Raw genomic sequence first — 16,371 nt, forward strand, 5'->3', positions numbered from 1 at the left:
TCGTTCTGTCATATCACGCCGCTAGAATAGCATGCCCCATGCGCTGAATGTGCCGCCAGCCCCTCGTGGTGATGGCGCCGTGTATGCCACCGGTTTGACACCTCTGGCCAGTCGCCGCAATCTTGCGAGAGTCGCCGCCGCGACCTGCTGCCAGCGTCATCTTCCCGCAGCAGGCTCGCGTCCGGTGGCCGCCCACGCTCACGACAACTTCATTGCGCCATGGTCGCTACGCAAGGAAGCCGTCGCAGGAGTTGGCGTGAAGGAGGCAGTGCATGATGCCTGCCATGAATGACCCGCCGTAAAGGACTCCGCCCTTGAGTGAATCAGCACCCTCCCAGCACCCGCAACCCACCGCCTCTGATGAAGGCAGCGCCGGCAATGAGGCCCCGCTGCTGAAGCTGGCCGCCATCGATCTGGGTTCCAACAGCTTCCACCTGTTGTTGGCCAACCACCAGGCGGGGCAATTGCAGGTCGTGGCCAAGCAGGGTGAGAAGGTCCAGCTGGCTGCAGGGCTGGATGAAGACGGCATGCTCAGCGAGGAAGCCATGGAGCGCGCCCTCAACTGCCTCGCCCAGTTCGCGCCCTTCATCGATGGCATCGAGGCAGACCATCTGCGGGTCGTGGGCACCAACGCCCTGCGCGCCGCGCATAACAGTGAAGAACTGATCGAGCGTGCCGAGGCTCTGCTGGGGCATCCCATCGAGATCATCGCCGGGCGCGAAGAAGCCCGCCTCATCTATCTGGGCGCGGCGCATGCACTGGCCGATGTGCACGGCAAGCGCCTGATCGTCGATATCGGCGGCGGTTCCACCGAGTTCATCATCGGTGAGCAATTCGAGCCCCAGCTGCTGGAAAGCCTGCACATGGGCTGCGTCGCCTATACCAAGGCCTTCTTCCAGGATGGCGAGATCAGCGAGAAGCGCATGCGCCGCGCCGAGCTGGCCGCACGCTCGGAACTGGCCAGCATCCAGCGCACCTATCGCGAGATGGGCTGGGATGACCCGGTTGGCTCCTCCGGCACCATCAAGGCCGCCGCCAACGTGCTGGAAGCGCACGGCTGGGCCCCGCATGGCGTGGTCACACGTGAAGGGCTGCACAAGCTGCGCGCGGCACTGCTGGAGTTCAAGCGCCTCGACAAGGTCAGCCTGCCGGGCCTGAAGAGTGATCGCGCCACCGTCTTCCCGGCGGGCATCGCCATCCTGTGCGGTGTCTTCGAGGCACTGGGGCTGGAGCAGATGCGCTACTCCGACGGTGCGCTGCGTGAAGGAGTACTGTTCGATCTGATCGGGCGCAACACGCCGGAGGATTCACGTCTGTCGGCCATCGAGTCGCTGCAGCGTCGTTACGGCATCGATACCCGCCACGCCAGCAATGTGCGCGACACCGCCCTGCAGCTGTTCGATCAGGTCGCCGGCGACTGGGCGTTGGGGGCGACGTCACGTCAGCTGCTGAGTTGGGCCGCTGACCTCCACGAAGTCGGCCAGGCGATTTCCCACAGCCAGTTCCATCGCCATGGCGCCTACCTGCTCGAGCATTCCGACCTGCTCGGCTTCTCGCGCCCGGAACAGCGCGCGCTGGCCTTCCTGGTCCGCGCCCACCGTCGCAAGTTCCCCAAGAACGAACTGGCGTCGCTGCCGGAGCCGCAGCAACCGCGTCTGGCGCGTCTGGCACGCCTGCTGCGCATGGCAGTGATGCTCAACCATTCACGCTCGGAAGCGCCGGTGCTCGGCATGCATCTCAGCGCCGAAGGCGACGACCTGACGCTCAACCTGACCGAGGAATATCGCGATCACAGCCTGATCAACGATGACCTCAGTCAGGAAAGCGAGCTGCAGAAGGCCGCCGGCATGACGCTGACACTGGCCGATGCCTGAGCGAGCACTGCGCAAGACATCGGCGAGACCGCCCGCTGGCCTCACTGCTGTGTGAGTGCGGCCAGTAGCCACCAGCCCAGCGAGGGGTGCCATAGCCCCGCGACAGTCCCGTCGTGCATGCGTGCCACACGCAACTGGTCACGCTGCCACGGCGGGATATCGGCTTCCTGCAGCAAACGCTTGATATCGCGCCGCCCCCGCCCTGCCACTCGCAGTACATCTCCCGGCTGACGCGAGGTGAAGGCAACATGCTGCTCGTCCCTTCCCAGCGCCCGCCATGCCTTGCGCGCCTCAGCATCCCACTCACAGGAAGGCGTCTCGCCAGGTTGGCGACCACTTCTCGCGTAGCCGGTATCGCCTTGTCGATGACGCACACCCTGCTCAATAACGGTATCTGACACCTCCCACCACAGCTGGCCGCGCCACGCGCGCACGCTGACGGTGTATTCGGCGTTGGCCCAGTGCACCTCGGCCACCGAGTCGGGCGGCGTGGCGATCAACTGCTGCAGGCTCATCAAGCGCCCGCGCGGCGGTACCGGCCAGCCACGCGACTGGCATAGATGGCGCAGGACCAACCGCTGACGTGACTCACTCAAGCCTGCCAGCTCCGCCAGTGACAACTGCGTCTCGTGCGCCCGTCCCTGATCCAGGCCCTGATCCAGGCCCTGCCCCTGCCCCTGCCCCTGCTCATGTCCTTGAGCCAAGCGCTTTGCGCCTGACACCTGAATCTTCGCCAACAGCTCGGCCGCCAGCTCATCAAGCAAGGACTGCTCTTCCTGCAACTGCTGCGCCGAACGCGCCAGGCTGGCCACGGCCTGCGGCCAGCGCGCCTGCAGCAGCGGCACGACACTGCGTCGCAAGTAGTTGCGATCAAACTGCTGATCGACATTGCTGGGGTCTTCGCACCAGTCGTGCCCGGCCTGCAAGCCCTGCTGGCTCGCCAATGTCAGGATTTCATGGCGCGGGATGCCCAACAGCGGCCGGAGTAGTCGTGCCCGCCCATGGGCGGACTGGTCTCGCCCGGGAGACGCCTCGCCCACGGCCAGCGCCCGCTCAGGCGGCATGGCCGCCAGCCCGCGCCCGCCGCTGCCACGCAATGCGTTAAGCAACAGCGTCTCGGCCTGATCATCCTGATGCTGCGCCAGCCACAGGCTATCCCCCGCCACCAAACAGGCGCTCAGTGCCGCCAGCCGCCCTTCGCGCGCTGCCGCCTCCAGCCCTCGCGACTTGAGTGCTGTCTCCGCCAACGCCAGATGACGCACGCTAATCGGTAGCCCGAGGCGCGAGGCCAGCCTGCGCGCCAGCTGCTCGAAATCATCGTTGGCCGCCTGCAGGCCGTGATGCACATGCACCAGCCGCAGTCGACGCGGGCAGTCCTTGACCGCGCGAGCCGCCAGCCGCGCCAGCATCACCGAATCCAGCCCGCCCGAGAGCGCGATCCACACCGTGCGCCTGGCATCGCTGGCCTCGAGCGCTTCTCGCACGGCGACGAGTGCTCGCGACTCTGCCATCTCGCTCAGCGGTTGAGCACGCAGGCACAGCGAATCCAGCGAGGGGGACAGAGACATGTCGGGCTCCTGTCGCGAAGCGGATGAAGGAAGTGGTGGAGAAAAGGAAGTGGAGAAGAAAACGCCGGCCCTGAACGCAAGAACGCCCCCGGAAGAATCCGGAGGCGTCCTGGTCACGCGGGCATGAGCCGATCGAGCATCACGCGAGAGGCACCGGGATCATGCCGGGGCGCCGTAGCTCATCAGGCGCTGGTAACGACGCTCCAGCAGGGCATCGGTATCCAGGGCGCCAAGACGCTCCAGACCTTCGCCCAGCGCGGCCTTGATGCTGTCGGCAGCGGACTGCGGGTTGCGGTGTGCGCCACCCAGCGGCTCCTTGATCAGGTTGTCGACGAAGCCCAGCTCCTTGAGGCGTGAGGCAGTGATGCCCATCGCATCAGCGGCGTCGGCGGCACGCTCGGCGCTCTTCCACAGGATGGAGGCGCAACCTTCCGGCGAGATCACCGAGTAGGTGGAGTACTGCAGCATGTTCAGCTCGTCACACACGCCGATGGCCAGTGCGCCGCCGGAACCACCCTCACCGATGACGGTGGAGATGATCGGCGTCTTCAGGCGAGACATCACCGCCAGGTTGTAGGCGATGGCCTCGGACTGACCGCGCTCCTCGGCACCGATACCCGGATAGGCACCCGGAGTGTCGATGAAGGTCAGGATCGGCATCTTGAAACGCTCGGCCATTTCCATCAGACGGCAGGCCTTGCGGTAGCCTTCCGGACGCGGCATGCCGAAGTTGCGACGCACCTTTTCCTTCACGTCGCGGCCTTTCTGGTGACCGATCACCATCACCGGCTTGTCGTCGAGACGCGCGATACCGCCGACCAGCGCTTCGTCGTCCGCGTAGTGACGGTCGCCGTGCAGCTCATCGAAATCCGTGAACAGATTCTCGAGGTAGTCGAGGGTATACGGGCGCTGCGGGTGACGTGCCAGCTGAGATACCTGCCAGGCGCCGAGGTCCTTGAAGATGGACTCGGTGAGCTTGGTGCTCTTTTCCTGCAGGCGAGCGATCTCGTCAGACAGGTTGACCTGGGAGTCGTTACCGACCAGACGGAGTTCCTCGATCTTGGCCTGCAGCTCGGCGATCGGCTGTTCAAAGTCCAGATAATTGGGATTCATAAGGCGTTTCGTTCGTCGTCTCGGGCAGCCAGGAAAGCGAGTCGGCCGGGTCACTCCCCCTGAGCACACGCTCAGGCGATCTGTGGCTCGCGGCGGTCACAGTCGGCATGGAATTGGGTACGGAAAAGATGGACAGGCATTATCGCACCCTGTTCGACAGGTGCAAACCTTGCCCGCCTGTTAGGCGTGGATTAACTCTGCGCCCACGCCGCTCATCTCGGTGCTGCGCCTGCCCCGCCGCTTGGCGAGGCAGGCACCATCCTGTCGGCCAGCACCTCAGTCACGGTACTTGAGGCGCACACCGCGCTGGCCTTCCACCTCACCCAGCTGGATCAACAACTCATCACTGGGCGCAACGCGCCATTGCTCGCCCAGCTCCAGCCAGGCCTCCGCCGCGGCGTTGCGATAACGCAGGCGCATCGGCAGGCCTTCACTGGCCAGGTGTGGCGTCAGCAAGGTGGTCAGCTGCTGGGTGAAGCGACCGCCGATGTCCTCGGCGGCGATACTCATCTCGACCGCCTCACCGAAGCGCGCCCGCGCATCGATGATCGGCGTGACGTCCTTGCCGCGCAGACGCAGGCCACCGGAGTAGTCATCCTGGCTGACCTCACCCTCGACGATCACCACGCTGTCAGGTACCAGCTTGTTGCGCACCTGATCGTAGAGTTCACCGAACATCGAAGCCTCGATGCGTCCGGTGCGGTCATCCAGGGTCACGAAGGCCATGGTGTCGCCACGTTTGGACTTCATGGTGCGCATGGCGATCACCAGCCCGGCGATGCGCTGCGGTTCACGCGACGGCTTGAGGTCACTGATGCGCGCATTGATGAAGCGCTTGAGCTCACCCTCGTACTCATCGATGGGATGGCCGGTCAGATAGAGCCCCAGCGTGTCCTTCTCGCCGGTGAGGCGCTCCTTGTCAGTCCACTCGCGCGCCTTGCGATAACCGGCGTAGACATCGGTTTCCGGCTCGCTGAAGGCGTCGCCGAACATGTCGGTGATGCCGACATCGTTGTTGGCGTGATTCTGGGAGGCGGCCTTGAGCGCATCCTCCACCGCCAGCATCAGCACCGCACGCGACGGGCCGATGTTGTCCAGCGCGCCGGAGCGGATCAGCGCTTCCAGGGTGCGCTTGTTGATCTTCTTGGCGTCGATGCGCTTGCAGAAGTCGAAGATGTCGCTGAACGGGCCACCCTCGGCGCGCGCGCTGACGATGGCATCGATCGGGCCCTCGCCGACGCCACGGATGGCGCCCAGGCCGTAGACGACGCGCCCTTCCAGATCGACGGTGAACTTGTAGCCGCCGATGTTCACATCCGGCGGCGTGACCGTGAGGCCGATATGACGGCACTCCTCGATCAGCGGCACCACCTTCTCGATGGTCTGCATCTCGGTCGAGATCACCGCGGCCATGAACGGCCCCGGATAGTGCGCCTTCAGCCAGCCGGTCTGGTAGGAGACGAGACCATAGGCCGCCGAGTGCGACTTGTTGAAGCCGTAACCGGCGAATTTCTCCACCAGGTCGAAGATGTTGCCGGCCAGGTCCTTGTCGATGCCCTTGCCCGCACAGCCTTCCATGAAGCCGGCGCGCTGCTTGGCCATCTCTTCCGGCTTCTTCTTGCCCATCGCGCGGCGCAGCATGTCGGCCTGACCCAGCGTATAGCCGGCCAGCACCTGCGCGATCTGCATGACCTGCTCCTGGTACAGGATGATGCCGTAGGTCGGCTCCAGTACCGGCTTGAGCAGCTCATGCTGGTAATCCGGGTGTGGATAAGACACTTCGGAACGGCCGTGCTTGCGGTTGATGAAGTCATCCACCATGCCGGACTGCAGCGGGCCGGGGCGGAACAGGGCCACCAGGGCGATCATGTCTTCCAGGCAGTCGGGCTTGAGCTTCTTGATCAGCTCCTTCATGCCGCGGGATTCCAGCTGGAAGACGGCCGTCGTCTCCGCCTTCTGCAGCATGTCGAAGGTCTTGGCGTCATCCAGCGGGATATCATCGATATCCAGCGGCGCCAGCCCTTCCCGCTCACGGATCTTGTCGACCATCTCGGTCGCCCAGTCGATGATGGTCAGAGTGCGCAGACCCAGGAAGTCGAACTTGACCAGCCCGGCCTCCTCGACGTCGTTCTTGTCGAACTGGACCACCAGACCGCTGCCGTCTTCATCACACAGCAGCGGCGCGAAGTCGGTCAGCTTGGTCGGCGCGATCACAACGCCGCCGGCGTGCTTGCCGGTGCCACGTGTGGTGCCCTCGAGCTTGAGCGCCATCTCCCAGATTTCCTGGGCTTCCTCGTCGTTGTCGATGAATTCCTTGAGCTGCGGCTCCTGCTCGATGGCCTTCTCGAGCGTGATGCCGACCTCGAAGGGAATCAGCTTGGAGAGCTTGTCGCCCAGCGAGTAGGGCTTGCCCTGGGCACGCGCCACGTCACGCACCACGGCCTTGGCGGCCATGGTGCCGAAGGTGACGATCTGCGAGACCGCGTTGCGCCCGTAGCGCTCGGCCACGTAGTCGATCACGCGGTCACGTTTTTCCATGCAGAAATCGACGTCAAAGTCGGGCATGGAGACACGTTCCGGGTTCAGGAAGCGCTCGAACAGCAGGTCATATTCCAGCGGGTCCAGATCGGTGATCTTCTGGGCATAGGCCACCAGCGAGCCGGCACCGGAACCACGCCCCGGACCGACCGGCACGCCGTTGTCCTTGCCCCACTGGATGAAGTCCATGACGATCAGGAAGTAACCGGGGAAGCCCATCTGCAGGATGATGTCGAGCTCGAAATCCAGCCGCGTGCGATAGCGCTGCTCGATCTCGGCCCAGGCCTCGCTGTCGCGCGGATGCCTGGCGCGGGGATACAGCTTGTCGAGGCGCTCCGTCAGGCCATCATGTGAGACCTTGCGGAAGAACTGGTCCATCGTCATGCCTTCCGGCACCGGGAACTCGGGCAGGAAGTAGGTGCCCAGCTGCACGGTCACCGAGCAGCGCGCCGCGATCAGCACACTGTTCTCGAGCGCTTCGGGAATGTCGGAGAACAGCTCGCTCATCTCCTCGGCGCTCTTCAGGTACTGCTCATCGCTGTAGCGGGTCTCGCGCCGCGGGTCATCCAGCGCCTTGCCTTCGCCGATGGAGACGCGCGTCTCGTGGGCCCAGTAGTCCTCCCGCTTGAGGAAGCGCACATCATTGGTGGCGACCACCGGCGTATCGGTGGCCTCGGCCAGCGCCACCGACAGGTGCAGGCACTCTTCCTCGTACTGTCGCTGGGTGCGGGTCAGCTCCAGATAGAAGCGATCCCCGAACACCGCCTTCCATTCACCGAGCAGCGCCCGAGCGCTGTCTTCGTGGTCCGACAGCAGATGACGGCCGATCTCGCCTTCACGGCCACCGGACAGCACGATCAGGCCCTCGGCCTGCTCGAAGATCCACTGTTTCTCGAGGTAGGCGCGGTCCTGCTTCTGGCCATCGGTCCAGCCGCGCGAGATCAGCTCGGTGAGGTTGCGATAACCGGTGTCGTTCATCGCCAGCAGCGTGAGGCGATACGGGCGCGTGGCATCCTGGGGATTGATCAGCCACATGTCGGCCCCGATGATCGGCTTGATGCCGGCAGCGCGCGCATTGGAGTAGAACTTGACCAGCCCGAACAGGTTGGCCTCGTCAGTCACCGCGACAGCCGGCTGGCCCGCCGCGGCGGTCGCCTTGATCAGCGGCTTGACGCCGGGCAGACCATCGACGAGGGAGAACTCGGTGTGAACGCGCAGGTGAACAAAGGGCGTGGTCATGGAATCGGCTCGTGAAGTCGGCGTGACGGTGAAGGATTCGGTTGCGGCTGGTGCTGTCGTCGCTGCGGGTGCCGGCGGCGGCTGCGAGGCTGAAGGCTCGGGCTCGGGCTCGGGCTCGGGCTCGGGCTCGGGCTCGGGCTCGGGCTCGGGCTCGGGCTTCAAGGATAGCCTGTCAGCGCCATCGCCTGAAGGCATAGCATCTGAAGGCGCAGCATCCGCCCGGGCAGGCTCGACTGACGGGGATGCCGTGGTCTCACTGGCATCAGTCAGACCACGGCTGGCGGCTTTTTTGCCGTGGGCTGCTGGCTCGGCTCGCTTGCCTCGCTCGGCGCGGTCGTCTCTGGCGTCGGCTCAGCCTGCAGCCCTGTCTGCGGCGCTGCCGGCGCGGCGCTGTCATCCAGCTCTGGCGTCGCTGCCTGCGGGGCCGGAAGCGCGATCAGCGCGTCCGGCGGCACGGCCTGTGGCACGTGCCCCGACATGAACAGCCGCTTGACCGGCCCGAAGCTCTTGCGGTGCAGGGTGAGGATGCCATGTTCCTCGATGGCGGCCTGATGCTCGCGGGTCGGGTAGCCCTTGTGACGCGCGAAGCCATAGGCGGGGAAGTGTGAATCCAGCGCCGCCATCTGGGCATCACGATGCACCTTGGCCAGAATCGAGGCCGCGCCGATGGCAGCGTGGTGCAGGTCGCCCTTCACCACCGCCATGCCGGGGATGTCGTGTCCCGGCAGGCGATTGCCATCCACCAGCAGGTATTCCGGGCGCACGCCCAGTGCATCGATGGCGCGCCGCATGGCCAGGTGCGTGGCCTGATAGATGTTCAGCTCATCGATCTCGTCGCTGGTGGCCTCGGCGATCGCCCACGCCCAGGCACGGGCCCGAATCTGCTCGTAGAGGGCCAGACGCTTCTTCTCGCTGAGCTTCTTGGAGTCCGTGATGCCCTCGATAGGGTCATTCGGGTCCAGAATCACCGCTGCCGCCACCACCGGGCCGACCAGCGGCCCACGCCCGACCTCATCGATACCGGCCAGCAACTGCCCCTGATAGGGAATCACCAGCGGCGGAAAATCATCGGCGGGTTTACGCTTGCGCACAGAAGGCGTGGTGGCGTGGCTGTCGGCAGAGTCGGTCATGATATCTCGAAGCGTAAGACAACAGGCAGAGCGCCAATGCGATCTGCCTGTCGAGGTGATTCAATCAAGGGTAGCGCAATGTCTGGCGGCGACACGCGGGATCAGCGTCCGGCCAGTTCACCGATGGCGATGGCGGCCGCGGCGCTGGCATCACAGGTCAGTTCACGATGCATGGCGGTGAAACGCTCACGCAGTTCTCGTTGGCGGGCGACGTCACCGGCGGCACGCGACAGCAATGGCGCAAGGCTTTCCTCGATGGACTCCGGCGTGGCGGCGTCCTGGATCAGCTCCGGCACCAGCGTCTCGCGGGCGATCAGGTTGGGCAGGGAAATCCACTCGGTCTTGACCATATGCCGCGCGATGCGATGCGTCATCGGCGCCATGCGATAGGCCACCACCATCGGGCGATGACAGAGCAGACACTCGAGCGCCGCCGTGCCGGAAGCCAGCAGCACGGCATCGGCGGCGGTCATCGCTTCACGCGATTGGCCATCCACCAGATGGATGCGACTGCGATCCAGCCCTTCGCGCTCCGCCATCAGGGACTCGAGCTCGGTGCGCCGCAGCGGCGTGGCCGCCGGGATCACCACCTCAAGGCCGGGATAACGCTGACAGAGACGCTCGATGGCGGCCAGGAAGGTCTCGCCGAGAAAGCGGATCTCGTTGGCGCGGGAGCCCGGCAATACCGCCAGCAGCTGCACTTCCGGGTCGATCCCCAACTGCCCACGGGCAGCAGCGCGATCATCCTCGAGCGGCAACTCATCGGCCAGCGGATGGCCGACGAAGGTCACCGGCACCTGATGCTCACGATAGAAGGCGGCCTCGAAGGGCAGGAAGGTCAGCATGCGATCGACGGCGCGGCGAATGGTCTTCACGCGCCCCTGACGCCAGGCCCACACGGAGGGGCTGACGTAGTGAGCGGTGGTGATGCCCTGCTTGCGCAGGCGCAGTTCGAGTCCCAGATTGAAGTCCGGGGCATCGATGCCGATCATCACGTCGGGTTGCCACTCAAGGGCCTCGCGCAACAGATGGCGACGCACCTTGATCAGCGCCGGCAGATGCTTGAGCACCTCGACCAGCCCCATCACCGACAGGGTTTCCAGCGGATAGAGGCTGTCGAAGCCCTCGACCTGCATGCGCGGGCCGCCGATGCCACGGAACTCGACATCGGGATAGCGCGCCTTGAGCGCGCGCATCAGGCTGGCACCGAGGATGTCACCGGAGAGCTCCCCGGCTACCAGGTAGATGCGCATGCTCAGCGAGTCAGACCGCGAGTGGACGCCTTGAGCGAGGCGATGAAGACATCGCGCTCGGCCAGCGGCGGCTCGGCTTCCAGCTGCTCGAGGGCCTGGGCCAGCGTCAGACCCTGACGGAAGACCGTCTTGTAGGCCGTGTTCAGCGCGGAGATGGTCTCGCGGCTGAAGCCACGACGCTTGAGGCCGACGCTGTTGAGACCATGCGCTTCCGCCGGATGGCCATTGACCATCACGAAGGCCGCGATGTCCTTGGTGATGATGGAGCCACCACCCGCCATGGCATGTTCACCGATATGGCAGAACTGATGCACCGCCGACAGGCCACCCAGGATGACGTGGTTGCCGAGATGGACATGGCCACCCAGCGTCGCCTGATTGGCCATGATGCAGTCGTCACCGATGATGCAGTCATGGCCGACGTGCGAGTAGGCCATGAACAGGTTGCGACTGCCGATACGCGTGAGGCTGGCATCCTGGACGGTGCCGCGATGCAGGGTCACGCCCTCGCGGATGACGTTGTCATCCCCGATTTCCAGACGCGTCGGCTCACCGGCGTACTTCTTGTCCTGACAGTCCTCGCCCACTGACGCGAACTGGAAGATACGGTTGCGCTCACCGATGACGGTGGTGCCCTTGATGACGACATGCGGCCCCACCACCGTGCCAGCGCCGATCTCGACATCAGCCCCGATCACGCAGAACGGGCCGACCTCGACATCATCGGCCAGGCGGGCGCCGGGATCGACAATGGCAGTAGGATGTATCAAGCGACCTTCCTCTCGGCACAGATGATTTCGGCCTCGCAGACCAGATCGCCGTCGACCTTGGCCTGACAGGCGAATTTCCAGATGCCACGCTTCTCGCGCAGCACGCGGGCGCTGATCTCGAGCTGGTCACCCGGCATCACCGGGCGCTTGAAGCGTACATTGTCGCTTCCGACGAGATAATAGATGTAGCCATCGGCGGGACGTTTGTCGACGGTCTTGAAGCCGAGAATACCCGCCGCCTGAGCCATGGCTTCCACGATCAGAACGCCCGGCATGATCGGGTGCTCCGGGAAGTGACCATTGAAGAACGGCTCATTGATGCTGACGTTCTTGCGCGCGACGATGAACTCGCCAAGGGTCAGGTCCATGACACGATCGATCAGCAGGAAAGGATAGCGGTGCGGGAGATACTCACGGATCTCGTTGACGTCCATAACCATTGGCTTGCAACCTCTGAAATAACGAAATGCCTGCCGCTCGCGGGCAGGCATGTAATGACGGTCCGGACCGCCGTTCGGGCAATGGCGCGCATTATAGCGTCCTTGCGCGTGGCTGGCAGCCGCTCATTGCCCGACAGTGCGCCAAGCAGGTGCGAGACTCTGCTCTGGACAGGTACTACCCGGGCTTGCAGTACTACTTGTCCTTCAAACTCTTCTCGACCTGATTCAAGCGTCGCGCCAACTGATCCAACTGCTTGAAACGTACGGCATTTCTGCGCCACAGGCCGTTGTCCATCGCGCCAGTGCCGGAGGAATAGACGCCCGGCTTGGTGATGGAGTTGGTCACCAGACTCATGCCGGTCACCTGCACGCCATCGGCGATTTCCAGGTGGCCCGCCAGACCCACGCCACCGCCCATCAGACAGTAGCGACCGACCTTGGTGGAGCCGGCGATGCCGACACAGCCCGCCAGCGCCGAGTGGTCACCGATCTGCACGTTGTGCGCGATCTGGACCTGGGAGTCGATCTTGACGTCATTGCCGATGATGGTGTCACCGAGCGCACCACGATCGATGCTGGTGCAGCTGCCGACCTCGACATCATCGCCGATCAGCACGCCGCCGAGCTGGGCGATCTTGTGCCAGCCCTTGCCATCGTGGGCGAAGCCGAAACCATCGGCACCGATCACGCAGCTGCTGTGGAGTACCGCACGCGCCCCGATCACCACGCCATGATAGAGCGTGACATTGGGGTGCAGCAGACAGCCCTCGCCCAGCACGCTGTCAGCCCCGATCACGCAACCCGCGTGAATGCGCGTGTTGTCGCCGATGCTGACGCCCGGACCGATCACGACCTGCGGGCCGACCTCGACATTGGCCCCCAGGGTTGCGGTCTCGTCGATGACGGCACTGGCGTGCACGCTCGCCTGAGGCTCGACCGCCAGCGGATCGAACAGACGCGACAGCTCAGCGTAGGCCAGATACGGATTGTCCAGCACGAGGGCATTGCCCTTGCACTCTTCAAGATGGCTTTCATGCAGCAGCACGGCAGTCGCGGCGGTTTCCCCGAGATACTTGAGGTAGGCGCGATTGGCGAGGAAGGCGATATCGCCGGGCTCAGCATCGACCAGCGTCGACAGGCCGGTGACCCGGACAGCCGGGTCACCGACGAGACGAGCGCCCAGCCGCTGAGCCAGATCCTCGAGAGTGTAAGAGAATTGTCGCTTTTTCATTCTGTCTCTGGGCGCTGAGCGCCTCTGGCTCGCATTCGCGTTGGCATGCTCGGATGCAACACATCCCGCACGCTTGCGCGCGCGGGATGCACTCAGTTGAGCGAGTTGAACACCTGAGTCACTTCATTGGTCAGGTCCATACCGTCCTTGCTGTAGACCGTCGCATTGCGGTCGACCAGCAGCTCGATGCCATGCTTGTCGACGACCTGCTGGATGGCCTTGTCGAGCTTCGGCTTGGACTGCTTGAGGAAGGTCTGCTCCGCCTGTTGCTGCTGCTGCTGGACCTGGCCACGCAGCTGCTGAAACTGGCCGCCCTTCTGGCGCAGCTGCTGCTGCACGGACTGACGCTCGGAATCGGACATCACGGCGCCGTCCTTCTGCAGCTTGGCCTGCAGGGACTCCAGTTCCTTGGCGAGTGCCTTGGCCTGGTCCTGCTTGCCGGCCAGCTGATTCTTGAGCTGGTTCATGGAAATCTTGGCCGAGTCGGAACTCAACAGCGCCTGGCGCCAGTCGAGGACCGCGACTTCGGTGGCCTGTGCCAGCATCGGAGTCGCCATGGCGGCAAGGCCACCAGCCAGACACAGGGCGCGGGTCAATTTACGCATCACACAAACTCCTTGTAGGCCTGTTGTTCAGTCACTGATGGCTCAGCGACCGACGGTGCGAGGACCGGCGACGGAACAGGGACAGCGCCGCCGGTGGTCGTGACGAAGGCCGCACCGGCTCAAGCGGGTGCGGCCTCGTACGGCCTTAGAAGGTCTGGCCCAGCGAGAACTGGAAGATCTCGGTGTCATCGTCGTCATCGTCACCGATCGGCTGGGCGACACTGAAGGTCAGCGGGCCCACCGGCGTGATCCACGACAGGCCGATACCGGCACTGTAATTCAGCTCACCCAGGTCGACACCGCTTTCACAGCTGCTGGTGTCACTGGAGCTCACGTCGTAGCACGACGTCAGATAGGTGTTACCGGCATCGACGAAGAACGACGGCTGCACAGAGCGCTTGTCCTTGATGAAGGGCATCGGGAAGATCAGGTCCACCCCACCTTCGATCAGGATGTTGCCGCCGATGGTATCGTCGTCGCCATCGTTCTGTTCGGTGGTGGCCTGCCCCAGGGTATTGGAGCTGTAGCCACGCACGCTGCCCAGACCGCCGGCATAGAAGTTCTTGAAGAACGGATAGGTATCGCCGGAGAACGAGTTGGCATAGCCCAGCTCGGTACGGAACTTGAGTGACCAGTCCTGACTCAGCTCGAAGAACTTGGATCCCTTGTAGCGGAGCTTGTAGTAATCCGCATCGGAGCCCGGCACCGCCACTTCCAGCGACAGCAGCTGAGAGCTGCCCGCCGTGGGCAGGATGCCACGGTTGAGGTTGTTGCGTGACCAGCTGGCCGTCAGCTTGTAGAGGTTGAAGTCTTCGCCTTCATCCTCGATGAACTGGGTGACCTCCGCCGGGCTGTCGTCGAAGTCCTTGACGCGCACGAACTCGTAACCGCCGCCGAAGTTCAGACGTGACAGCTCGTTGATCGGGTAACCGAAGTTGATCCCGCCACCGAAGCTGTCGGTCGCGTAGCTGGCGACGTCGTCATCATCGTCGTAGTCCACCTTGCGGTAGAACATGTTGTAGCCGCGCGAGATGCCATCCAGCGTCCAGTACGGGTCGGTATAGCCGAAGCTGACGTTGGTGTAGTCATCCGACTTCTGGGCGTTGATGTTGACTTCGTTACCGGTGCCCAGGAAGTTCTTCTGCGACAGGCCCACCCCGTAGATGACACCGTCACCCTGGGAGAAACCGACCGACGCCGAGATCGAGCCCGACGGCTGCTCCTCGACGTTGTAGTTGACGTCCAGCTGGTCCGGCTCGCCGGCGACAGGACGCGTGTCGACATCGACCTGCTTGAAGAAGCCGAGGCGCTCAAGCTTCTGCTTGGACTGCTTGATCTTGTCGGTGGAGGCCGGTGCACCTTCCAGCTGGGTCATCTCACGACGCAGCACTTCGTCTGCGGTGGTGGTGTTGCCCTTGAAGTTGATGCGACGCACGTAGGCGCGCTTGCCGGGGTCGACCGCGAAGGTCAGATCGACGGTATCGCTCTCTTCGTTGACCTCCGGCACCGCGTTGACCTTGGCGAAGGCGAAGCCGTCGGCACCCAGTGCCTGGCGCAGTGCCTCACTGGAAGCGGTCACATCACGCTGGGAATAGAGGGCATCCGGGGCGAGCTTGACCAGATCGCGGGCACGCTCTTCCTTCATCTTCAGGTCACCGGCAAAGCCGATATTGCCGATCTTGTACGGCTTGCCTTCATCGACGTTGATGGTGACGAAGATCTCGGACTTGTCCGGCGAGATGGACACCTGGGTCGAGCGCACCTGGAAGTTGACGTAACCGCGATCGAGATACCAGGACTTGAGGGTCTCGATATCGCCGGTCAGCTTCTCGCGCGAGTATTCATCATCGGAGAACCAGCCGAAGAACCAGCTCGGCTTGTCTTCCAGCTCCAGCTGTTCGCGCAGGGTCTCGTCATCGAAGGCATCGTTGCCGACGATGTTGATCTGATGAATCTTGGCGATCGCGCCTTCCTTGACGTCGATGTTGACCTGTACGCGGTTGCGCTCGAGCTCCTCGACGGAAGTCTCGATACGCGCGCTGTAGCGGCCCTGAGCCTGGTAGACACGCTCGAGCTCACGCTGCATCTCTTCCAGCGTGGAGCGCTGCAGAACCTGACCCTCGGCCAGCCCTGCTTCCTTGAGGCCCTTGCGCAGGTCTTCGTCGGGAATCTGCGAGTTGCCGTCAATCTCGATCTTGGAGATCGTCGGGCGCTCGACCACATCGATGATCAGGACATCGCCATCGCGCTTGAGGCGGATGTCGTCGAACAGGCCCGTATCGAACAGCTGACGCGCTGCCGAGGACAGGTCCTCTTCTTCCACATTCTGATCCGCGGAGACGGGGAAGGCGTTGAAGACGGTGCCCGCAGACACGCGCTGGAGGCCCTCTACCCGGATGTCCGAAATTTTAAAAGATGCGGCCAAGGCGCCCTGACTGGCCCCGAGCAGCGCAGCTGCCAATCCAATGGTCTTGAGTTTCATGCAGTCGCTTCGCTTCTCTGGATTCCGCCCGCTTGGGTGAACAGGCACCTTATACACAACCCCCTGCAACTGACAAGACAGCTACGAGTGAGGATCGGCAATCGGGGCCGAAGTCGTGTGGGCATGAT

10 protein-coding genes and 1 pseudogene are annotated in these 16,371 nt (G+C 63.8%); 1 reads left to right on the forward strand and 10 read right to left on the reverse strand.

Going from position 1 to position 16,371, the window contains the following annotated elements:
• The first annotated feature begins 314 nt into the window (after positions 1-314).
• Entirely contained in the window at positions 315-1,874 is a 1,560-nt protein-coding gene (gene ppx, locus R1T44_RS17080) for an exopolyphosphatase (RefSeq protein WP_394805760.1), read from the forward strand.
• Positions 1,875-1,915: 41 nt separating this feature from the next.
• Here the strand turns inward: ppx and tilS are convergent, their stop codons facing one another.
• The 10 genes and pseudogenes from tilS to bamA all read right to left on the reverse strand — a co-directional run bounded on the left by tilS (position 1,916) and on the right by bamA (position 16,243).
• Positions 1,916-3,442 (reverse strand): tRNA lysidine(34) synthetase TilS, encoded by a 1,527-nt coding sequence (gene tilS, locus R1T44_RS17085; protein ID WP_317292319.1) that lies wholly within the window; start codon positions 3,440-3,442, stop codon positions 1,916-1,918.
• 159 nt (positions 3,443-3,601) lie between these two features.
• The gene (gene accA / locus R1T44_RS17090; RefSeq protein ID WP_043333001.1) at positions 3,602-4,555 is read right to left on the reverse strand and encodes an acetyl-CoA carboxylase carboxyl transferase subunit alpha; all 954 of its coding nucleotides are present in this window, start codon (positions 4,553-4,555) and stop codon (positions 3,602-3,604) included.
• A 276-nt stretch (positions 4,556-4,831) separates the two neighbouring features.
• The gene (dnaE, locus tag R1T44_RS17095; RefSeq protein ID WP_303571048.1) at positions 4,832-8,332 is read right to left on the reverse strand and encodes a DNA polymerase III subunit alpha; all 3,501 of its coding nucleotides are present in this window, start codon (positions 8,330-8,332) and stop codon (positions 4,832-4,834) included.
• 485 nt (positions 8,333-8,817) lie between these two features.
• Positions 8,818-9,462 (reverse strand): annotated as a pseudogene (gene rnhB / locus R1T44_RS17100) (ribonuclease HII); the annotation flags it as partial.
• A gap of 101 nt (positions 9,463-9,563) precedes the next feature.
• Positions 9,564-10,715, reverse strand: a complete 1,152-nt coding sequence (gene lpxB / locus R1T44_RS17105; protein ID WP_317292320.1) for a lipid-A-disaccharide synthase — start codon at positions 10,713-10,715, stop codon at positions 9,564-9,566.
• 2 nt (positions 10,716-10,717) lie between these two features.
• Positions 10,718-11,485: an acyl-ACP--UDP-N-acetylglucosamine O-acyltransferase gene (lpxA, locus tag R1T44_RS17110; RefSeq protein ID WP_043333008.1), complete on the reverse strand. Its 768-nt coding sequence runs from the start codon at positions 11,483-11,485 to the stop codon at positions 10,718-10,720.
• Positions 11,482-11,925 carry a 3-hydroxyacyl-ACP dehydratase FabZ gene (gene fabZ, locus R1T44_RS17115; RefSeq protein ID WP_043333010.1) on the reverse strand — a complete coding sequence of 148 codons (444 nt, stop codon included), beginning with the start codon at positions 11,923-11,925 and terminating at the stop codon, positions 11,482-11,484. The genes lpxA and fabZ overlap by 4 nt, the downstream gene beginning before the upstream one ends.
• Before the next feature lie 193 nt (positions 11,926-12,118).
• Positions 12,119-13,156 (reverse strand): UDP-3-O-(3-hydroxymyristoyl)glucosamine N-acyltransferase, encoded by a 1,038-nt coding sequence (gene lpxD, locus R1T44_RS17120; protein ID WP_043333012.1) that lies wholly within the window; start codon positions 13,154-13,156, stop codon positions 12,119-12,121.
• Between the two features lie 92 nt (positions 13,157-13,248).
• Complete coding sequence (locus tag R1T44_RS17125) at positions 13,249-13,761, reverse strand: OmpH/Skp family outer membrane protein (RefSeq protein WP_043333014.1); 513 nt, start codon at positions 13,759-13,761, stop codon at positions 13,249-13,251.
• A 145-nt stretch (positions 13,762-13,906) separates the two neighbouring features.
• Positions 13,907-16,243: an outer membrane protein assembly factor BamA gene (gene bamA, locus R1T44_RS17130; protein ID WP_172978726.1), complete on the reverse strand. Its 2,337-nt coding sequence runs from the start codon at positions 16,241-16,243 to the stop codon at positions 13,907-13,909.
• Positions 16,244-16,371: the final 128 nt, after the last annotated feature.

Source organism: Cobetia amphilecti (genome assembly GCF_032923285.1).
Taxonomy (GTDB): domain Bacteria; phylum Pseudomonadota; class Gammaproteobacteria; order Pseudomonadales; family Halomonadaceae; genus Cobetia; species Cobetia amphilecti.